This is a genomic window from Paracandidimonas soli, assembly GCF_004342005.1.
Lineage (GTDB): Bacteria > Pseudomonadota > Gammaproteobacteria > Burkholderiales > Burkholderiaceae_B > Paracandidimonas > Paracandidimonas soli.
In genome coordinates, this window is the sequence record NZ_SMBX01000001.1 from 55,231 (window position 1) to 74,805 (window position 19,575).

A 19,575-nucleotide genomic window follows, 5' to 3' on the forward strand; every position below is an offset into this window, starting at 1 on the left:
ATGATCCGCACAGACTCACTCCAGATCACCACCGACATCCTGAGCCTGATCGCTGGGATAGACGAATTCAAGGGCGCGTGGCGTGCGCTGGGCACGCTGGCACCGGATCGGCTGTCGGCACTGCGGAGGGTGGCTACCATCGAGAGTATCGGCTCCTCGACTCGTATCGAGGGCAGCAAGCTGTCGGATCGCGAAGTCGAGCATTTGTTGTCCAATCTGCAGATCAAGTCATTCGAGACGCGCGATGAGCAGGAAGTCGCTGGTTATGCCCAAGTCATGGAACTGGTGTTTATGTCTTGGCAAGACATCTCGCTGACAGAAAACCACATCCGGCAATTGCACCGCGACCTGCTGACCTACAGCGATAAGGATGACTGGCATCGCGGCAATTACAAGACCACCAGTAACAGCGTGGCTGCTTTCGATGAACACGGCAAACAGTTGGGCGTTGTCTTCGAGACTGCCACGCCTTTCGATACGCCACGTCTGATGGCCGAATTGGTGGCCTGGTTCAGCGAGGAACGAGAAACGGGTCGCCTGCACCCGCTGCTGCTGATTGGCATCTGGGTCGTGGTGTTTCTGGAGATTCACCCGTTCCAGGACGGCAACGGCCGCCTGAGCCGGGTGCTGACCACGTTGCTGCTGCTGCAGGCCGGCTATGCCTACGTGCCCTACAGCTCACTGGAAAGCGTGATCGAGCAGAACAAGGAAGCCTACTACCTAGCGCTTCGCCAGACACAAGGCAGCATCCGCTCCGACGCGCCGAATTGGCAGCCTTGGCTGGTGTTTTTCCTGCGTGCACTATCCCAGCAGGCACGTCGCCTGGAACGCAAGGTCGAGCGCGAGAAACTGGTGCTGGCCAAGCTGCCCGACCTGGCATTGCAGATCGTCGAATTCACGCGCGAGCACGGCAGGATCACCATGGCCGAAGCCATTCGCCTGACCGGCGGCAACCGCAATACGCTCAAACAGCACTTCCGTACACTGGTGGAACAGGGGCATTTGGTCCAACAGGGGGGCGGGCGTGGGACGTGGTACGAGTTGCGCTGAGTTGCCTGCCAAATCCAGAAAGGCCCATCGGACATCAGTATCATGAGTGAATACCAATACTACGAATTCGCGGCCATCGACAGACCGTTGACCCGTACCGAGATGGCCGAGCTGCGCGCTGTTTCTACCCGGGCGGTCATTAGCCCCAGCGGTTTTACTAATCACTATGAATGGGGCGATCTCAAGGCCGATCCTGCCGAATGGATGCGGCGCTATTTCGATGCCTTTGTCTATTCGGCCAATTGGTGCAGTTGTCATGTGTCGCTGCGACTGCCGAAGGCCGTTTTCCGTAACGCCGAGCTGGATGCTTTCACCCGTTCGGCTGCGCTGTCAGTTGAATTCAGCGATTCGCACTGGATCGTCAGTTGGATGCTGGAGGAAAGCGAGGATTATGACCGCTTTGCCGAAGACGACGGCAGTGGTTGGATGCGCAGGTTGATTCCCTTGCGAGATGAGTTGATGCGCGGCGATTTGCGGCCTCTGTACCTGGGCTGGTTGGCTGCTGGCAATGCCTTGCACGATGACGTGCTGGAGCCGGAAGTGCCTTGTGGGTTAGCCGACCTCTCGCCAGCGCAGCAGGCCTTGGTCGAGTTTCTGGAAATCGACCCGGATCTGCTTGAAGCCGCCAGCATGAACAGTGCCGCGGCCACTTCGTCGCACGACGAAACGCTGTCAATATCCACCTGGCTGGATACCTGGCAGACGGCGGATATGCAGGACGTGCTCAAGACAATTGCATTGGGCCGGGGCCAGGAGGCGGAACGCCAGATAAAGTCGCGCTACGCGGCCTGGCTCAAGGCACAACGCCCGGCATCTTCGGGGGCTGTCCGACGCCAAGTGGCGGAACTGCGAGAACTGGCGCAATCGGCTGCCGCAACCAGGCGGGCTCGCGAAGCTCAGGCTCATGCAAAACGCGAGGCGGAACGGCGCCAGAAACGCGAGGCCGAACTACGCCGGATCATGGACTCGCCGGACAAATACTGGAAAGCGGCAAGTGAACAGGCATCTCGCGGCAGTGCATCCGGCTACGAAAAAACGGTCAGTCTGCTGAAGGTGCTTGCTGAAGGGTATGCGTTGGTTGCCGGCCCAGACGCCTTCGATCACCAGTTGCGGCGCTTTCTTGTCTCTCACGCCAAGCGGGCGGCACTGCTGCGTCGCCTGGCCGAAGCGGGCTTGTGGTCAGGATAAAGCGCAGGCGATGACTGGCCGCGACGACGAACTCGCCCGCCTTCGTGCCGAGAACGCCCGCTTGATCGCCATGCTTGAAGAGCACGGCATCGTTTGGCAAACACCTGCCCCGGTTCCCAAGTTTCCGGCAACTTTATCGTTGACCACAGACGAGAAAGTCGCGCTCTTTGGCCGGTTATTCCGGGGCCGCACCGATGTCTATCCAGTCCGATGGGAAAGCAAGGCAGGCAAGAGCGGATACTCGCCGGCATGTGCGAACGAATGGCGTCCAGGCGTCTGCGAGAAGCCCCGCATCAAGTGCGGTGACTGCCAGCAGCGGCAACTGTTGCCGTTGACTGACCAAGTCCTTTTCGATCACCTGGCGGGACGTCATACCATCGGCCTTTATCCACTGTTGTCAGGCGATGATTGCCATCTGCTTGCCGTGGATTTCGACGAATCGGACTGGCGTGATGATGCCCGAGCCTTCGTTCTCTCCTGTCGTGAACTGGATGTTCCGGTCGCGCTGGAAATTTCTCGCTCTGGCAATGGCGCCCATGCCTGGATCTTCTTTGCTGGCCGTGTCGCCGCCCGCGATGCGCGCCGCTTGGGAGCTGCGCTTATCAGCCACACCTGTGCCCGTACGCGACAATTGTCGCTGGGCTCTTACCATCGTCTGTTTCCGAATCAGGACACCCTGCCCAAGGGTGGGTTCGGCAACCTGATCGCCCTGCCTTTGCAGAAGATGCCTCGCGAGCGTCGGGCAAGTGTCTTCGTGGACGACGCCCTGCAACCGCATCCGGACCAGTGGGCCTTCCTTGCCTCGCTGCAGACGATAGGGCCGCACGACATCGAGCCTGTCATCCTGCGCGCCACCGGCGGCTCTCATCCACTGGACGTCACCTTCGCCACCGACGAAGACCAGCACGAGCCATGGCAGCGTTCGGCAGGGAGTCGGCAACGGTTGATGGGTGCGATGCCGGCCTCGCTCACGTTGACCATGGCCAATCTCATCTACATCGAGAAGGACGCACTCCCGCAGGTGTTGGCCAATCGGCTCATCCGTCTGGCCGCTTTCGCCAATCCTGAGTTCCATCAGGCCCAGGCGCTGCGCCTGCCGGTCTGGAACAAGCCTCGCCTGATTGGTTGCGCCGAGAATTTCCCCCACCATATCGCCCTGCCGCGTGGCTGCCTCGATGCCGTCCGCGAGCTACTGCGTGAGAATGCTATCGGCTGCGAACTGCGGGACGAACGCTGCGGCGGCCAAGCCCTTGCTGTCGAGTTCGCAGGCCAACTCCGTGAGGACCAGGAGCAATCCGTCAGAGCGATGCTCCGCTTCGATACCGGCATCCTGTGCGCACCCACTGCCTTCGGAAAAACCGTCACCGCTGCGGCACTGATCGCCCGGCGTGGCGTCAACACGCTGGTACTGGTGCATCGCACGGAACTGCTCAGGCAGTGGCAGGAACGGCTGCAGACTTTCCTGGGTTGCGGCAAGGAGATGGTCGGCGTAATTGGCGGCGGCAAGTCCAGGCCGACCGGCCGCATCGACATTGCCGTCATGCAGTCCATACATCGGCAGGGAGAAACCAACCCCATCGTGGAAAATTACGGGCACGTCATTGTCGACGAATGCCATCACCTCTCGGCAGTGTCGTTTGAAGCCATTCTCAAACGTGTCTGTGCCCGCTATGTCCTAGGATTGACTGCCACACCGATCCGGCGCGATGGCCGTCAGCCCATTCTGTTCATGCAGTGCGGCCCGATCCAACATACTGCAGCCAAACCGACTGGTGCGCCCCAGATGCTGGAGTGTGTGCCACGCCACCTGTCGGCGCAAACTGCATTTCCCGAAGAAGCTGCCATCCAGGACATCTTTCGTCAGCTTGCCAGCGATATCACTCGTACCGCTACGATCGCCGACGAGATCGCGAAGGTTTTTGCACAGGGAGGCAAGGTACTGGCCTTGTCCGAAAGGACCGATCATCTTGATGCCCTGCATGCCGCTTTGATCGGTCGTGTCCAGCCCTTGTTCCTGCTGCATGGCCGTCAGTCGAAGAAACAACGCGCCAGTGTGATCACTGCCTTGAATGCATTGGATGCCGATAGCCCGCGGGTGTTGCTGGCCAGTGGCAAGCTGGTGGGAGAAGGCTTCGACCATCCGCCGCTCGACACGCTGGTGCTGACTATGCCTATTTCATGGAAAGGTACGCTGCAACAGTATGCCGGTCGCCTGCACCGAGCGCAGGCAGGCAAGCAGTGCGTGCGCATCATTGACTTCATCGACTCCGGGCATCCTTCGCTGCTGCGCATGTGGGAACGGCGACAGAGAGGTTACCAGGCAATGGGTTATCGGATGGTTGCAACGGGGGAATTGAACCTGGAATTTCCTGTGTAGAGCGAGTTTCTTGATTTGGCAATAAATACGGGTAGCGCGCAGTTCGGATTGTTTGCGGCGGCAGCGGTAATGCTGGGGTGAGATGGCGGCTCCTTTGGCCATGTGGCCGATACCGACAGGAGCCTTGCCATGTCTCATCAACCTTCAGACATCATCACCCCGAAAGCCTTGTTGCTGGATGAGCGGCTGACGCCGCTGGAGCGCAATGCCTGGCTAACTTTCCGCGCGCTGGCCAGCAGCGACGGCACCGTGGTCCTCAGCTACGATGCGCTACGCAAATACCTGCCCAGCGCGCCGGGCAGCAAGCAGGCTGCCCTTGAAACCGTGTCCAGGGCCGTGCTGTGCCTGCGGCTGTCCACCTGGATTGCCCTGGTCGAATACCGTCGCAATCCCATGACCGGATTCTCCATGGCTAGCCGTTATGCCGTGCGCAATCAACCGCTGACTTTCGTCGAGGCATGTCTGGAAGACGACGATTACCTGCCGTTGCTCGAACAGGCACTCAGCCATAGCAGTGCGACGATTCGCCAGTTGGCTCGGTCCATCCTCGACGAGGCCATGCGTCAGCCTGATGCTTTGGAGAGGTTGCCTGCTGCAGCGAGGGAACGCATCGAACAGCTGCGGGGCAATGACGATGACCATGATCCAGGTGGCCCAAGTGGGTCAACGCCACCCGACGGTCGCAGTCCCATCACGAACAGGCCCGTCGAAGCCAGGCAGGACATTCCGAAGGCCGCACCGGCATCCACTGCAACAGTACGTACTGTAGAAAAAGAAGTATTAAAAGACGTACATACGTACCCGTCACAGTCCGAAGTGCAAATATCCGGGTCAGATTTGCCGATCCGCTTCCGGCAACTGCCGCAGGATCAACAGCAAATCCTTATGGCGCGTCTCAGGGGCTTGGCGCTTGAACAACGCCAAGCTGTTCTGGCGGAATGGGATGCGCGCTGCGCCTCGGGTGCTGTGCATAACGCCATTGCCTACCTGTACGGGCTGATCAAGAAGGCGGTGAACGGGATGTTCAAGCTGTGGGCCGCGCGTAAGCCTGCTGCACAGCAAACGCCTGCAACAGCAGCCAGTGGATTGCAGGTCTCGCCGCCTGCAGCTTCTGCATTGCCTGATGTCCCAGTCTTCAAACTGGCCTCTCGCGAGGTGGTGGAGCAGTCCTTGGCGCAGATTCGGCAAATCCTGCAGACGCCCGCAAAATCGGTTGGACAGATCATTGAGAGCATGGCGGGCAGTGGCGTGCTGCCCTCTCGGATCAAAGGGGCGCACGTTGCAGGAATGCCTGGATCGCTTGGCGCAACGTAAGGTATGACTTTACACTGGATGTTTCGTTAAACCACGCTGTCGCAGGTTTCTATCTCGGGGTACTACGCCATGTCCATGCACAATCCACCGCATCCCGGCGAGTCCCTGCGCGAGGATGTGTTGCCCGCTACTGGCCTGAGCATCACTGCCCTGCCGAGCACCTGGGTTACTCCCGTGGTCAACTCTCCACTGTGTTGAATGGCCGTGCCGCCATCAGCGCTGATCTGGCCTATCGGCTGGAGCTGGCGGGCTTGGGCAGTGCGAGCCAGTATCTGAATGAGCAGATCGTCTATGACCTGTGGCAGGCTCGGCAGCGGCCACATCCACCGATCAAGCGTCTGTAGACACAGTGAAAGTGGTGGATGAGTGCGCCAGCCCTTGGTAACAGAGGCTTGCTGCCGTGCCTGGCTCCGGTTATAGGGCCGTCACTGCCTACCGCAGTGACGGCCCGACGAACTGCAGCAACAATACGGGTTGGCGCGGTACCGTATTGATTGCTGCGTACATGATGATGCCCCGGCATACTGGCCTTGCAATGACCTGCCGGTGGGTATGAACACCGGAACCTTGGTGCGGGGCAGTAAGCGCCACATGGAGCATCGCCATGCTTTCCATGCCGTTCCCACACGGTGGCCTCGATAGCGCAGGTTCCTGTAAGCGCTGATCCGGTTTGCCGGAAGGAACCCTCCCAGGCACACCCCAGGCTCGTTCGGTGTGCCGCCCTACCCACGGGCAGAGCCTTCCTCATCTTCGGCGTGGTTCATCCCGCTAATCCTAGTCGTCCAGTGCCAGTTGGCGCTTTGCCATATACGGCGTGCATTGCCGGTCGTCCCGACCTGGCACGACATGCTTGCGCCTTTTTCCATCACTCCACAGGAGGAATCCATCCCAGCACATCGCGTCGTCGTCCCTTGCAACTCCTCCGCCTGGTCTTCCTACAGGAAGCGCGGCGGATGCCTCATTCGAGGCCACAGGTGAACTGAGCACCTGGCCCTTGCCCCTACGGGGATCTCGTCTTGGCGAGTTGGCACAAACACTGACCCTTGTATCTCAGCCCCCAATAACCGACAACCGATGGAGGGACGCTCCGATGGACGACCTGACCTATACCCTGCGACAACTCTGCCTGCGCAACCGCGACGGCAGCCACGCCACCCAAGCCGACCGGCAGCGCTCGCTGAGCCTGGCTGCTCATCAATTGCGCGAAGCAGGCTTCCGCCAGATGCGTGCTACGTCGTTGAAGGGCAAGCATGTCGAAGCCCTGCTGCAACGCTGGCAAGCCGAAGGCCTGTCGACCGGCACGCTGAAGAACCGTATGGCACATCTACGCTGGTGGGCCGAGAAGGTTGGCAAGGCAGGCATCTTGCCGGCAGACAACACCAAGCTGGGCATTCCCGAGCGGCGCTATGTGACCAATGAAAGCAAGGCCAAGGAGCTGGGTGACAGGTTGGACAGGATCAACGACCCCCATGTCCGCATGAGCCTGCGTTTGCAGGCTGCCTTCGGCTTACGGCGGGAAGAGTCCATCAAGTTCCAGCCCCGCTACGCCGACCGTGGCGACGATATCGCTATCAAGGGATCATGGGCCAAAGGCGGCCGTGATCGGACGGTGCCAATCTCGACGCCGGAACAGCGTGCGGTGCTGAATGAGGCTCATCGCCTGGCAGGCCTGGGATCATTGATTCCATCGCATAAGACTTACATTCAGCAGCGGAATCTCTACGACGGGCAGTGCAAGGCGGCTGGGTTGAGCAACATGCATGGGTTGCGGCATCGGTATGCGCAGATGCGGTATGAGGTATTGACGGGGTGGAAGGCGCCGGCGGCGGGTGGTCTTGGTAAAACTCAGCTCAGTAGCAGTCAGAGAATGAGTGACCAACATGCTCGACAGCAGATCAGCCATGAGCTGGGACATGAGCGTGCGACAGTAACAGCGATCTACCTGGGAACGTGAAATTCCGATCAGGCCACCTATTGCAACACCAGCTGTTCCCAGCAATTTGACGGATCAATCTTGTGAGTCACCCCTGGCGAGCACAAACAGATGCCGTTTGGCGCGTGTTGCCGCAACGTGCAATAGACAACGTTCGGAAACCTCCGTGTCGTCTGTGACACCGACATCTTCGTCATGGCTGAACTGCTCGGCATACTGCCTGGCACCGCGATAGCCGGCCAGGATGACGATGTCGAACTCCAGCCCCTTGATACGGTGCATGGTCGCCAGTCGGATGCCTGTTTCCGCAGGATCATCCGTCGTGCCGTGATCCAGCCTGAGACAATCTATACCGCGTTGCCGCAAGGCTAGTGCCAATGCATCCAGATCTTCATTGGTGCGGGCCGTGACGCAGATGCGCCTGGCCTCGATATCATCGGCTTTGCCATGTTCAACTACGGACAGAATGTGCTCCACGTCCTGTGGCAAGGAGGCGGATGGAAAGACTTCCGGCAAGTCGCCGTGGGTCAATGAGCGATAGCCGCGCAAGCTGTCGATGCTTCCATCCAGGTCGTCGATCTCGATACCTTCCAACTGCGCGCAGGCCCAACGCCGAATCTCATCGGTTGTTCGGTAATTGACCTTGAGGGTACGGCTGCGGCCCCGTACCTCGATCCCCACCTGTCCAAGCGTCACCTTGTGGCGATAGATGCGCTGGTGGGCATCACCCACGATGAACAAATCGTTCTCGGCCCTGGGTACGGCCGCACGAATCAGGGTGTAGGCAGCGGCGCTGATGTCCTGCGCCTCATCCACCACCATGGCGCGGATGCCCAGTTGCGGCTTTTCCTGCTCGATCAACTGACTGGCTTCCCGGAAGGCTTCTTCCGGCTCGCGCAGGTTGGCGGCATGCAATTGCGCCCGGTATTCGGCAAACACCGGCCACAAGGCCTTGCGCTGCAAACGACCCAATTGTCCGCCACGCCCGACGCGACGGGCGCGCATGTAATCTTCCGCTGTTTCGCATCCTAGGGGCAGGATCACGCGCTCGTATTCCGCCCTCAGGAAAGCAGCACTGTAGACAGTACCTGTGGGCAGCGCAGACAAGGCAGCCTGCCAGAAACCACGGCGCTGCTTTTCATCGTAGAGCAATGTGTAGGCGCAATTGAAACGGCGCAGCAGCCCCAAAGCCCACTGATCCAGGTTGACGACCTGAATCTTGGCAAATTCCTGTGGTGAGCACAGCAGAGACAGGTTATGACGGATGTCTTCGGCCAGTGTGCGAGTAAAGGTGGTGAAGATGATCGGGCGACCCGGAAGGTCTGCATATTGCTTGGCCAACCACCTTGCCCTATGCATAGCTACCACCGTCTTGCCGGTGCCGGCGCCGCCGGTGACCTTGACGGGGCCACTCTTGTTGCCTTCCACCAGTTTGCGTTGGCTCGGATGAAGGAACACGCGCCAGCGCTCCAGTGGGGCGGCCAGCAGAGCCTCCAGGTCACTGTCATCGGTGAGCACCACGAAGTGACGGCGCGTGCTGTCGCGCGCCAAAGCGGCGCCGAAATCTTCGGGGTCGACCGCATCGGCAGGTACCCGTTCGGCCAATATCTTGTCCAGCGGTTCGCCGGCGGCAAACAGATACAAGGCCTCGAAGGCCTCATCCGGCAATTGAGCTTCGAGGGCCTCCAGGTCCGCTTCCGATAAGGCTGCTCGCACGGCTGCCAGGCGTTCTTCCGGCACACCTAGCTTGCGAATCTCCCGGTCACGCAAGTCCGCAAACAAACCCGTGCTTTGGGAAGCTTCGGTCTGGGCGACTTCATCGTCGGGCAGGGATTGGGCTTCCTGTACAGCATAGACTTGCAGGCTGCCCACGTCAGGGTGAATCGCGACGCGGTGACGCCTGGCCCACTGATAGGCATCGTCGTGGCGATCCACCCACAGCAGGCAATACACATCGCCTGTTTCGGGCTTGAGGATGATGCCGCGCAGGTTGTCGTTGATGCGCACCGAGCGCATGTTGGCATCGGCGGCATCATTGATGCGCTCGTAGTTGATACCGCTGGCCAGCGGGTTCTGGCGGAACTTGGCGACGAAGGTCAGCACCGCCTGTTGGTTCTGGCGCGGAATCCGGGCGAACGATTTAAGAAAGTCGTCCGACATGGCAATCTTGGGTGAAAGGGCCATTTCAATGTTCCTTCAAGCTATCCAGAAACGCCTGGGTTGGCGCGTCATCGGTTGCAATATGCACGGTCCAACCCTGTGTCTCGAAACGGAGCGTATCGTCCTGGTAATCAAGCAGCAATACAGCGATCTTCAGGCTAGGCCAGGCCAGTTCCGCTTCCGCCAGTACCCGTCCGCGTTCGTCGATCAGTTCGAAACCGACTTCCGGCAGGGGGGTTCCCGCGTGCGCCAGCGCAAGCAGCCACGCCTGCATGTCCGGGCTGGCCAACTCCAGTACCGTTTGCCAATGACTGTCGAACGTCTGTTCTGCCTGACGTAAAGCAGGACTGGCCTGAAAACCAGGCAGGCCGGCCATTTCGTCATGGCCTGCCCAAAGATGACGCAACGACAACAGCAGGTTCAGGCATTGCCAGAGATGGCGCCAGCGCCGTTGCAGATCGACCTCCGGTACATCGCCCGGTTGCCACTGCACCAGCACGACAGGCTCTGCGGATACAGCGGCATGGCCGGTCATCCACTGCTGCAACTGTTCCGGCGACAGGCCTGCCAGCCATTGCGCGACAGTACTCCAGGAGCGATGACCCCAGCGGTGTAGGTGGGTGTCGGGCAATAAGCCATAGTCGTCGAGCCGACGGAGGAAGGCACCTTGCTTGAAGCCTTGCAAGGCGGCGTCATCGCCAGGTGGCACTGACATGGCCGCACCCAGTACGCCGGCGAGGCGGCGTAAGGCATCGTGCCGCCCCTCCGCCAGCCGCCGATGCAGTTGGAGGAAAGGTGACAAACGGTGGAAGGCGGCCAACGAGGCGATCCCCTGGGCCTCGCATAGACGTGTGACCACCTGATCGGCAGGCCCGAGCAGCAATTCGTCCCAGGCCGTGGAATCCGAGGCTGCTTCGGGACGCAAGGCTGCGTCGACGTCGTCCCAAGTCAGCGTCCACGCAGCGAACCGCCCACTCTTGGCTACCGCCATGCGCTTGGCCAAGTCTTCGGCCACGATGTGCTTGTGGTACTGCCAGCCATCCGTGAATACCGCGACCGGCACATCGTCCACGCCGTCGTCGGGCCAGAAGACGAAGTCCGGTTTGCATGGCACGACGACACCATCGCGTTCGCCCAGGGTTACCTGCAACTCCAGACGCCAGCGGCGACTTCCTGCCTGGACCAGATATCCGTGCTTGCCGCCGACGAGTTTGTCCTTGAGTGTGAAAGTCACGCCAGCATGCTCGCGCCGCAGTGCCTCAAGGAATCGTTTCTCCAGTGTGCTTTCCAGCAGGCTGTTGTCCGTTTGCTGGGAAAGGTTGCCGACAGGCTTCAGGTCTGTGCGGTGCTCCAGGATCTGTGCCAACAGCTTCTGTGCCACCGTGCGCGAGATGGCTTGGCGTTCATGGCTGTTGCGATAGCGGTACATGCACCGATAGCAGCCGTCGGCGGTGTCGTCCTGGTTGCAAGTGCAGGTGTTCAATGCGGTTGCCGCCAGACTGAATACTTCGAACAGCGGGGCTGGATCGCGCATCAGTTCCTTCAAATATCCGGTGCCGCCCGGCACGCTGTCGTAGATCACCAGATAGGTTCGCGCCGACTCCGAGTCGGCAGCCATCCGCACATCGGTGGCTATGCGCAGGTGCGCCACCGCACCCTTGAAGCGTTTACTCAGCCCCAGTTCCAGCGCGGAAATGAAGCTCAGCAAGGCTTCCTTGGATTCGGCAAATCCGACCTCGGGCAGGAACAGCCGGATACCTTCGCTGGCGAATTCCCGGTACAGGAAGATGCATTGCTGGGCGCTGGCCTCGGGCGTTTTGCGGCGTGAGCACCAGGGGGCATGGTTGCGATAAAGCTCTTCTGCCTTGCGGCGACGCTGTAGCGTGCCGCACTCAGGGCAAATGGCGAAGCCCGGCCGGTTGAGTTCTTCGCCCGCGATGGTCATCGGCGTGGCATCCACCGTCTGCTCGCCGAAGTTCACCTCGCGGAATGTCACCCGGTCAAGGAATTCGAATCCGAACGGGAAACTTGGGTTGTCGATGGCGAACGCCTGACGCACCGCTTCCGGCGGGCTATCCACCAACGCCTGGCGCACGTAGAAACCACGCGTGCGCTCGTCGGAGTCGTCGGCGATCCGACTCTCGCGATCAAGCGTGCGCGCGAACACCGTGGTCAGGCGCAGCATTTCATGGACACGCCCGGTGTCGCGCCACTGGCCGTCGCCGCAGCGCGGGCATTGGTGGTGCCGGTCGCCCGCCGACAAGGGCTCGGCGTAGGAGCACTGGCGGCATAGGCGCCAGGCCTCGGGTTTGACGCGGGAAACATCCACCTGGTTGATGACCACCCGGCGGCCTTCGGCATAGAAGGTGTTGTTGGGCGCCAGCTCGGTGATGGCGGTTGCGCCGGGGCGCTCGTATTCGAAGGTCAATGGCTCGGCAGGCGGTCCTTCCCGGCGGGTGTCGCGCACGATGATCGAGCGCAGCAGCACGCCTTGTTCAGGGAAAGCATAGTTGGGCAGCAGGCCTTCGTCGGTGAAGACGTTCAGGGTGGCCTTGCCCTCGATCCCACCGATCAGGCGCGCCAACGCCGCACGTTCTTGGCGCAGGGTTTTCAGCTCTTCCTCCTGTTCCTCGCCGCGCACCGGAAGTTGCTCCAGCTTCTCCACTTCCTTGGCGGTCTTCTCGCGCAGACGCTTGATCTGCGCCACGTCACGGGCGATGCCCTGCAGCTTGCTGACGATCTTGAAGGTCAGGGAGCTTTCCTCGTCCTGCCGACCATTGACGAAACGTGCCAACCACTGCCGGGTGGCCTCGGTCAGGATCTGCCCGCCACCTTGCTGGAACAGCGCCAGGAAGCGATCCAGCAAGCTAGCCCGGTCTGCCTCCACATACTCCAGCCAGGGGAAGGGAAAACGCGTCGTCGCACCGTTGTCCACCGCGCTGAGCACCATGCGGATCTCCTGCGGAATCGACGCGCTCCGACCCCGTTCGCGCACCCAGCAATCCAGCGTGAACGCCGTCAACTGGCGCTCCAGCACCGCTGAGGCATTGAGGAATACACCCGGTGCCGGCACGCTGCCGGCGATCATTTCCTTGGGATCGGCCCAGAAATACAGGTCGTGCGGTTTGCTGGCCGCCATGGTCAGCAACAAGGCATTGCCGGTGCTGCGTCCCGCCCGTCCCGCGCGCTGGATGTAGTTGGCCTGTTGCGGCGGCACGGAACATTGCAGCACGGCCGACAGGTCGCCGATGTCGATCCCCATCTCCAGCGTCGGCGTGGCCGAGAGCACATTGATGCTGCCGGGTACCTGGGCATCGGACTTGAAGCTGTGCTCCACCCGCTCGCGCGTGCCGCGTGGCAGCAGGCCGGTGTGTTCGTGGGCGACCACGCGCTGGATGTCCGCATGCAGATACAGGCTGCGGTAATAGTCTGCATCGCCTTCCGCCAGCGCTTCCAGATGCCCTAGGCAGCCGGGATGCCGGCAAGGCTGCCCGGCAAGCGAAACGTCAGTCCCGGTGCGCCACTCGCTGCGGCAGGTGTCGCACCGCCAGGCGCGACTGCCTAGGGAAACGAGAAAAGCGCCAGGCTCCAGTCCCCACACGCGAATCTCCGGCTTGCCGTCGGCTTGCTCGGCCCCCAGCAGCCCTGCTTCGGCCAGCGCCTCGAATGCCAGCTGATATAGCGCCGGCAGCAGATTGTCAGCGCCCAGAGCCAACGCATGCAGCGGCTTCAGTGCCTTGAAGGCCCAGGCGCGATACCACTTCGCATGGCTGCCCAACACCCCGACGCAGCGCTGGTAATCGACCAGGCTTACGAAGCGTGGCGGACGCGGGCCGGACAGCATCTGGAACTGAACCGGATTGCGCTTGTAGACCCACGGCCGGTTGCCGACCTGTGCATAAAAATGCAGGCCAGCGTCGCGCCAGGCTCCCAGCCGCTGCATGGATTGCACGATGCCTTGCAGGAATACCCCCAGATCATCCGCCAGCACGTCAGACAGCGGCTCCAGCGTGGCCTGCAGGCGTGGTAGCATCCACTGCACGGCCGATGTCAGTGCCTGCGGTGGCGGTTCCACGCTGGCGGTTCCGGTAACGGTCAGGCTGCGGCCGATATGGGCGTCCTGCCCGAACTCGGCATTCAGCACCCACGGCAGGATGCGACGCAAATCCTGCGGCAACTCGCTATTGGCTGGCAGCGTACCTTCGCTCATCAGCGTTTCGAAATCCCGCAGCCAATGCAGTTGCGGCGGCAGGAAGTTGGCCAGGTAATGGCCCTGCCCCATTGCGGGCAGCCAGTGGTCCTCGAAGGCCTGCGGCAGTTGCGCCAGCGTCAGCGGTTTCCCGGCCTGCTGCGCCGCAGCGATGACCTGGGCTACCGCTGGACGCAAGTTCAAGCGCCAGGTCCGCGCCGCCAGGAACCCCGCACGGTGTGCCGCGTCCTGCACCGAATCGGAAAACGCGATCAGCTTCTTGTCCGGGTTGAAACGTGAACCGAACAGTTGCGCCAGCATCACTGCTGCCAAGCTGGCCGCCTGCGAACCGACGATGGACAGTGTCTTGTGTCCGCCGCAGTATGGGCAGTCATGATGGGAGCGGGTATAGCGGGCGCCGTTGCGCGTGCCTTCGCGCAGGTTGGCGGTCACATCGACGTCCACCAAGGCGACCGGGTCCTCAGCGCAGTTGCAGTGCGTCTGTCCCAGCGCATGCAGCGTGCCGCAGCGCGGGCAGACCTTCTTGTGCTCGAACCCCTGTTTCGGGTCCGCGCTTTCGCCATGGGGGAACAGAAAGCGGGTGCTGACGTCCTCGGCGAAGAAGGCGCTGTAGAACTGCTGGATGTCCTGGTTGAGCTGGTTCGGGCTGGTCCTGGGCAAGGTCGCGCCCCAGCCGGTGGCGTGGCAGTCGCGGCAGTGGATCACCGGCAACCAGACCTGCGCCTGCTCGGCCTTGCCCAGATCGTCGTGATGGGTCAGTCGAGGCGGGTTGTCCAACGAAGCCACCATGCGGCGCAACTCGCGCAGCCAGAGTTCCACCTTGACTTGCAGGAAGAAGGTTACATCCTGTTCGCTGCTTACCGCGTTGAGCGACACGCCGCGAGGCTGCCGGGCATGCGCCACCAGCGCCAGCAGGCTGCCCAGCCACAGCAGCGGATAGCGCGCGTCGGCATGGGGTGGCAGGCGGCGCGCCAGTACCGCCAGCAGATCGTCCAGCGCCACGGCGCGTGGCCCTAGGCGCTCCATATCGCGCAACAGGTTCTGGAAGGCGAAGTGGCTTTTCAGTCTTTCCCCCAACCGACAGCGCCAGCCCGCATCGCTCACTTGTTCGACGCTGCATGGGGTGCCGAACCATAGCGGCACCTGGGCCGCCAGCCAGGACGGCAAGTCGTCATGGCCTGCCGGATCCAGCACCGACACGGCGTCTGGCTGCGGAGATTGGGTGAACTCCACCACGGCATCCGCCAGATAGTCCGCCACCGGCTCGCGGTCTTCGGCGATCACAGCCTGGTCATCCAGCGTCTCGCCAAAGATCTGGCCGGCAAACGCCAGCAAATCCTGTTCGCCATCGCTGCCCAGCGTGGCCGAGGTGCCCACGCACACCAGTTGCCCTGGCGGCGTTTCCAGCCGGCCCTTGAGGCGGCGAATCAGGCAGGCCAGATCCGTACCCTGGGCACCGTCGAAGGTGTGCAACTCATCGACCACCAGATAACGTAGCGTATCCGGCTGCTGCCGCGCCCACAGCGACGCATCAGCGGTACGGATCAGCAGGAAATCCAGCATCTTGTAGTTGGTCAGCAGAATATCTGGCGGGTTTTCGCGCAGGGCGTTGCGGTCGGTGATGATCGAGAAGCCGCCATCGGCCAGTTGCTGCACACGGGCGGATTCCTCGGCCGGGGCCTCGCCCACGTACAGGCCCGCGCGGATACCGGCCAGGGCCGGTGTGCGCAGGATCTCCTTGGCCAGGCGGCTGGCCTGGTCCGAGGCCAGCGCATTCATCGGGTATAGGATGATAGCCTTGATGCCCGGCCTGCCCAGTTCCCGTTGTTCGCGGCAGTGCTCCAGGATCGGATAAAGAAAGCACTCGGTCTTGCCTGAGCCGGTGCCGGTGGCCACCAGGGTCGATCGGGCCTGCTCGCCGGTCAGGCGGGCGAACGCCCGGCCCTGGTGGGCATGGGGGACGAAGCCCGGCGATAGCCAGCCGAACGCGGGCTGGCCCCTATCGGCCTGCTTGCGAAACGGCAGCGGCAAAGTCAGGTACGGCCCCTTGAACACCCGGTCGCGGTCGGCCAGGAAGCGCTGGATCAGACCATCGAAGCCCGGCGTGGTAGCCGGGAAGGCCGCGCGCAGAAAGTCGGCGACGCCTTGGCTGATTTGCTGGGAAACGATTAGGGGTTGCATATCAAAGATCCCCCGCTTTGGGCGTCACATAAGCCTGATGCGGGTGTTTGGCGCTTTCCGGGTAACGGAAGCGCAGTTCGCCGTCGCGCACCATCGGAATCAGATGCTTGTTACGCAGATATTGCCGACTTTTGCCCAGGAAGGTTGCAAGCTGATCCACCGTCAGCGGCTTCCAGTCGCACAGGCGGCAAATAGCGTCGCGCAGGGCGGCCTCCGTTGTGCGTCCTTTCAGGGTTGCAAGAAAGGTTGCAAGCTCAGGCGGCAAGGTTGCAAGCTCAAGGTTGCAAGCTTCATCGGTTTGGGTGGCATGCTTGGCTGAGCGACTGTGACGGGTATCGGCATGGGGCGGAACATCCAGCGGCAGTTCAGTCTGGTCGGAATGGACGCTTGCCTGGCGCTCGGAAGCCGACAGGGTGTAGTAGGTGCGGCTGCCGGCACCTTGCTTTTCCAGCAGTCCCCGGTCGCGCAGCCGGCGTAGGACCAGGCTAGCCGCCAGCGTATCCAGTCCGCAAAAATCCCGGCAGGCCGTGTTGTCCACCGCGCCCGTGGCGCGAACGTAGATCAACACCTTGGCTTCGTCGGCGCTGACTGCCGGGCCGGCGAAATCACGCAGCCAGGCATGGTCGTCCTCGGTCAGCAGGTTATGCAGGAACAGGGTGAGCCGGAACTCGTTGGCCTGCCGGTCGGAGTGAAATTCCGGCAAGGGCAAGCCCGCCTCGGCGGCCAGGCGTCGCATGGCGCGGATGCCGGTGCCCTTGGCTTCGGCCAGGTGCAGGTCGTGCAGCACGGCGGCAATTGCCGGGTTGCGCAGGCGCGAGCCCGGCGTACCCAACTGCGCGGGCTCCTTGAGCGAATAGCCGACATTGCGGATTTCGATGCGGTTGCTGTAGCGGATGATCTGGGTTGGGCTGTGCACGGTGTAGCTGCGGTGCATGGCGGCATTGGCCAGCGCCTCGCGGATCACCTTGCGCGGCAGGATCGGCTCCTGCACGCTGTGCAATTGCCCTTCGGGCAGACGAAAGCCCTTGGGCAACTCGTCGATGATGCTAGCCTCGGCCTGTGGCAACGCTAGCAACAGCGGCTTGCGGATGTCGATGGACTGGAAGCGGTTTTCAGGGTCTTCCACCCATTCGTTGCCGGGCACGCGGATGTAGTCGATGCGCACCATGGGCAACAATCGGCGCAGCGCCAGTGGCTTACCGAACAGCACGATGCCAGCAAGCGTTGGCTGCAATCGACCGTCCACGCGGCGCAACGCGCCCAGGGCTTCGAGCAGGTCCTCGTCGCCGTAATCCAGCTCCTCAGCCTGGGGGTTGATGCGGGCACGTTCGCGCCGATAGGCGGCCACCGCTGTCTGGTCGAAGTCGTCCAACCGGGCATCGGGCAGGATGCTGGAATCCGGCCCGTGTAGCGGCTGGCTTTCGCCGCGCAGCACCCACAGGTCTTCATCCACGCAATGCTGGTCGCTGGAGCCGATGCGGCGATAGGCTCCGCGCGGCAAACCGGTAGCCTTGAGATAGACCGGCTTCTGCGTGACATCGGCCTCGGGTACGTACACCACCAGCACTGTCTTGCCGTCCACGGTCTCAGTCTGCATCTCCGGCCGCAAGGCGACATTGAGCATGGACGCGCACTGGCTGGCCAGGTCGCGCTGCACCTTGTCGGGGTCGGGCAGGCCGGCAGCCCGGTACACCGTATCGCCCTTGTCGTTGACGAACCAGTCCGCGCCCAGCAGCAGGTAGCCGCCTTCCAGCCCGGGCTCGTTGGCGAAGGCGATGACCGTCTGCATCACGGATTTGCCCAGTTCGCTGGCGCGCTTGGCCTCGATACGGGTGGATTCATCGACCGAGTTGAGTTCCTCGAAGAGATCGATGGCGCTACGCATGGCTTTCTCCCTCGCCTTCCTTGTCAACCTTCTCCTCGTCCTGAACACTGGCAGCCCGGGTGTTCCACCATGTATTGAACACCAGCTTCAAGCTCAGCCACCATGCATAAATGGAAGCTGCGGATCGGCAATCTCCATCGTCGAGCAAGCCGTGAGCGAGTTCATTGCGCAAGTTGTGGCCGAACGGGTCGCAGAAGAGCGCTTTGAATTCGAACACGAGATCCTTGCCAAAGACGTCCTCAGTCTCTGGCAATGCCATAAGGGTGCTCAGACCATTTTCGGTTTCTATCCCTTCGGCATCGAGCGTCGTCGTCAGGGCTCCTGTCTGCTTCAAATGGGTGCGCACCATATGTTCGATCTGGGGAACAAGCAGATGCAGCGCTGTTACGAAATCGCCGTCATAGCCGGAAAACAGCGCCTTCCCGAACAACATAGCCCGACCATTCGGCACGATCGGCGAATGCCGAGATAGTTCGACGAAATCGGCTTCCCGTAGCCGATGCTCCTGCCGCAAGACTTCCAGAGCGGGAAGAATGGCACTCTGAACCGTGATGCCAAGAAACATTCCATAGTCACGGATCATGGAGGCTTGGATGGTTCTCTCATTGCTCTCGGAAAGCTCGGCGCCCAGCATGTTCATTGCGGGGCGCTTGGCGATGACCCTGCCATCACGGCTGTAGGTCGTGCTGGCGAATATCCATTGCAGCGGAAACTGCTGTATCCGTTCAATCACGTTGTCCCGCAATCTATCGACCTGTTCGCCAGGATGAATATTGGCGAGCGAATGGAGCGCTTCGATAGGCTCCTTGCAAGCGGTGACCTTGCGCGCTTGTTCGATCAGTTCAGTGATGTCGACACCGGGGCTGCGTATTACCCCCATCTCGGTCAATGTTTGTTCGCCGGTTTGGGTCTGTAGTGCTCGCAACTCCACGACGCGTTCCTCGACCCGATGGGCTGCCCGCATCTTCCGAGGGACATCCCGATAGATTTGTATCGCCTTTTCGTACAGGCTGTTTGCGATCATGAAAACTGCCGCAAACGTAGAGAGGCCAGCCGCAATGTCTGCATGGTTTTTAAGGAATGCGGCACCAGCCAATGCACTTAATACGACAGAAGGAATGCCCAGCCAGTAGTGATAGCAAGCCCAACGCGCTCCCGCGTTGAATTGTGCCTTGCCAGAATGGACGCAATCTTCCTCGATGCGCTGTAACTCCAATTCAATGGGTTCCTTCACATTCGATTTGGATGTGGATATATTGCAGGAGTCATTCATTTCC

The 19,575-nt window shown here is 61.4% G+C and carries 9 protein-coding genes and 1 pseudogene; 6 read left to right on the top strand and 4 right to left on the bottom strand.

The window, feature by feature from the left end; genetic code table 11:
* The 6 genes and pseudogenes from EV686_RS00270 to EV686_RS00295 all read left to right on the top strand — a co-directional run bounded on the left by EV686_RS00270 (position 1) and on the right by EV686_RS00295 (position 7,883).
* Positions 1–1,050 (top strand): Fic family protein, encoded by a 1,050-nt coding sequence (locus tag EV686_RS00270; protein WP_132472297.1) that lies wholly within the window; start codon positions 1–3, stop codon positions 1,048–1,050.
* 42 nt (positions 1,051–1,092) lie between these two features.
* Positions 1,093–2,238: a hypothetical protein gene (locus EV686_RS00275; protein WP_132472299.1), complete on the top strand. Its 1,146-nt coding sequence runs from the start codon at positions 1,093–1,095 to the stop codon at positions 2,236–2,238.
* A 10-nt stretch (positions 2,239–2,248) separates the two neighbouring features.
* Positions 2,249–4,615, top strand: a complete 2,367-nt coding sequence (locus EV686_RS00280) for a TOTE conflict system archaeo-eukaryotic primase domain-containing protein (protein WP_132472301.1) — start codon at positions 2,249–2,251, stop codon at positions 4,613–4,615.
* A 129-nt stretch (positions 4,616–4,744) separates the two neighbouring features.
* Positions 4,745–5,929, top strand: a complete 1,185-nt coding sequence (locus EV686_RS00285; protein WP_165972449.1) for an STY4528 family pathogenicity island replication protein — start codon at positions 4,745–4,747, stop codon at positions 5,927–5,929.
* 69 nt (positions 5,930–5,998) lie between these two features.
* Positions 5,999–6,273 (top strand): annotated as a pseudogene (locus EV686_RS18765) (HigA family addiction module antitoxin).
* 746 nt (positions 6,274–7,019) lie between these two features.
* Positions 7,020–7,883: a phage integrase N-terminal domain-containing protein gene (locus EV686_RS00295; RefSeq protein ID WP_132472305.1), complete on the top strand. Its 864-nt coding sequence runs from the start codon at positions 7,020–7,022 to the stop codon at positions 7,881–7,883.
* Positions 7,884–7,937: 54 nt separating this feature from the next.
* On the opposite strand, the gene EV686_RS00300 is transcribed toward EV686_RS00295, so the two are convergent.
* Genes EV686_RS00300 through EV686_RS00315 form a run of 4 tightly spaced genes read right to left on the bottom strand, consistent with a single transcriptional unit; the run spans position 7,938 to position 19,571 of the window.
* Positions 7,938–10,046, bottom strand: coding sequence for a UvrD-helicase domain-containing protein (locus EV686_RS00300; RefSeq protein ID WP_132472307.1), 2,109 nt, complete (start codon positions 10,044–10,046; stop codon positions 7,938–7,940).
* A gap of 1 nt (position 10,047) precedes the next feature.
* Positions 10,048–16,413 carry a DEAD/DEAH box helicase gene (locus EV686_RS00305; protein WP_132472309.1) on the bottom strand — a complete coding sequence of 2,122 codons (6,366 nt, stop codon included), beginning with the start codon at positions 16,411–16,413 and terminating at the stop codon, positions 10,048–10,050.
* Between the two features lies 1 nt (position 16,414).
* The gene (locus EV686_RS00310) at positions 16,415–18,298 is read right to left on the bottom strand and encodes an ATP-binding protein (RefSeq protein WP_132472311.1); all 1,884 of its coding nucleotides are present in this window, start codon (positions 18,296–18,298) and stop codon (positions 16,415–16,417) included.
* Positions 18,291–19,571: a DUF4209 domain-containing protein gene (locus EV686_RS00315; protein ID WP_132472313.1), complete on the bottom strand. Its 1,281-nt coding sequence runs from the start codon at positions 19,569–19,571 to the stop codon at positions 18,291–18,293. The genes EV686_RS00310 and EV686_RS00315 overlap by 8 nt, the downstream gene beginning before the upstream one ends.
* Between the last annotated feature and the right edge of the window lie 4 nt (positions 19,572–19,575).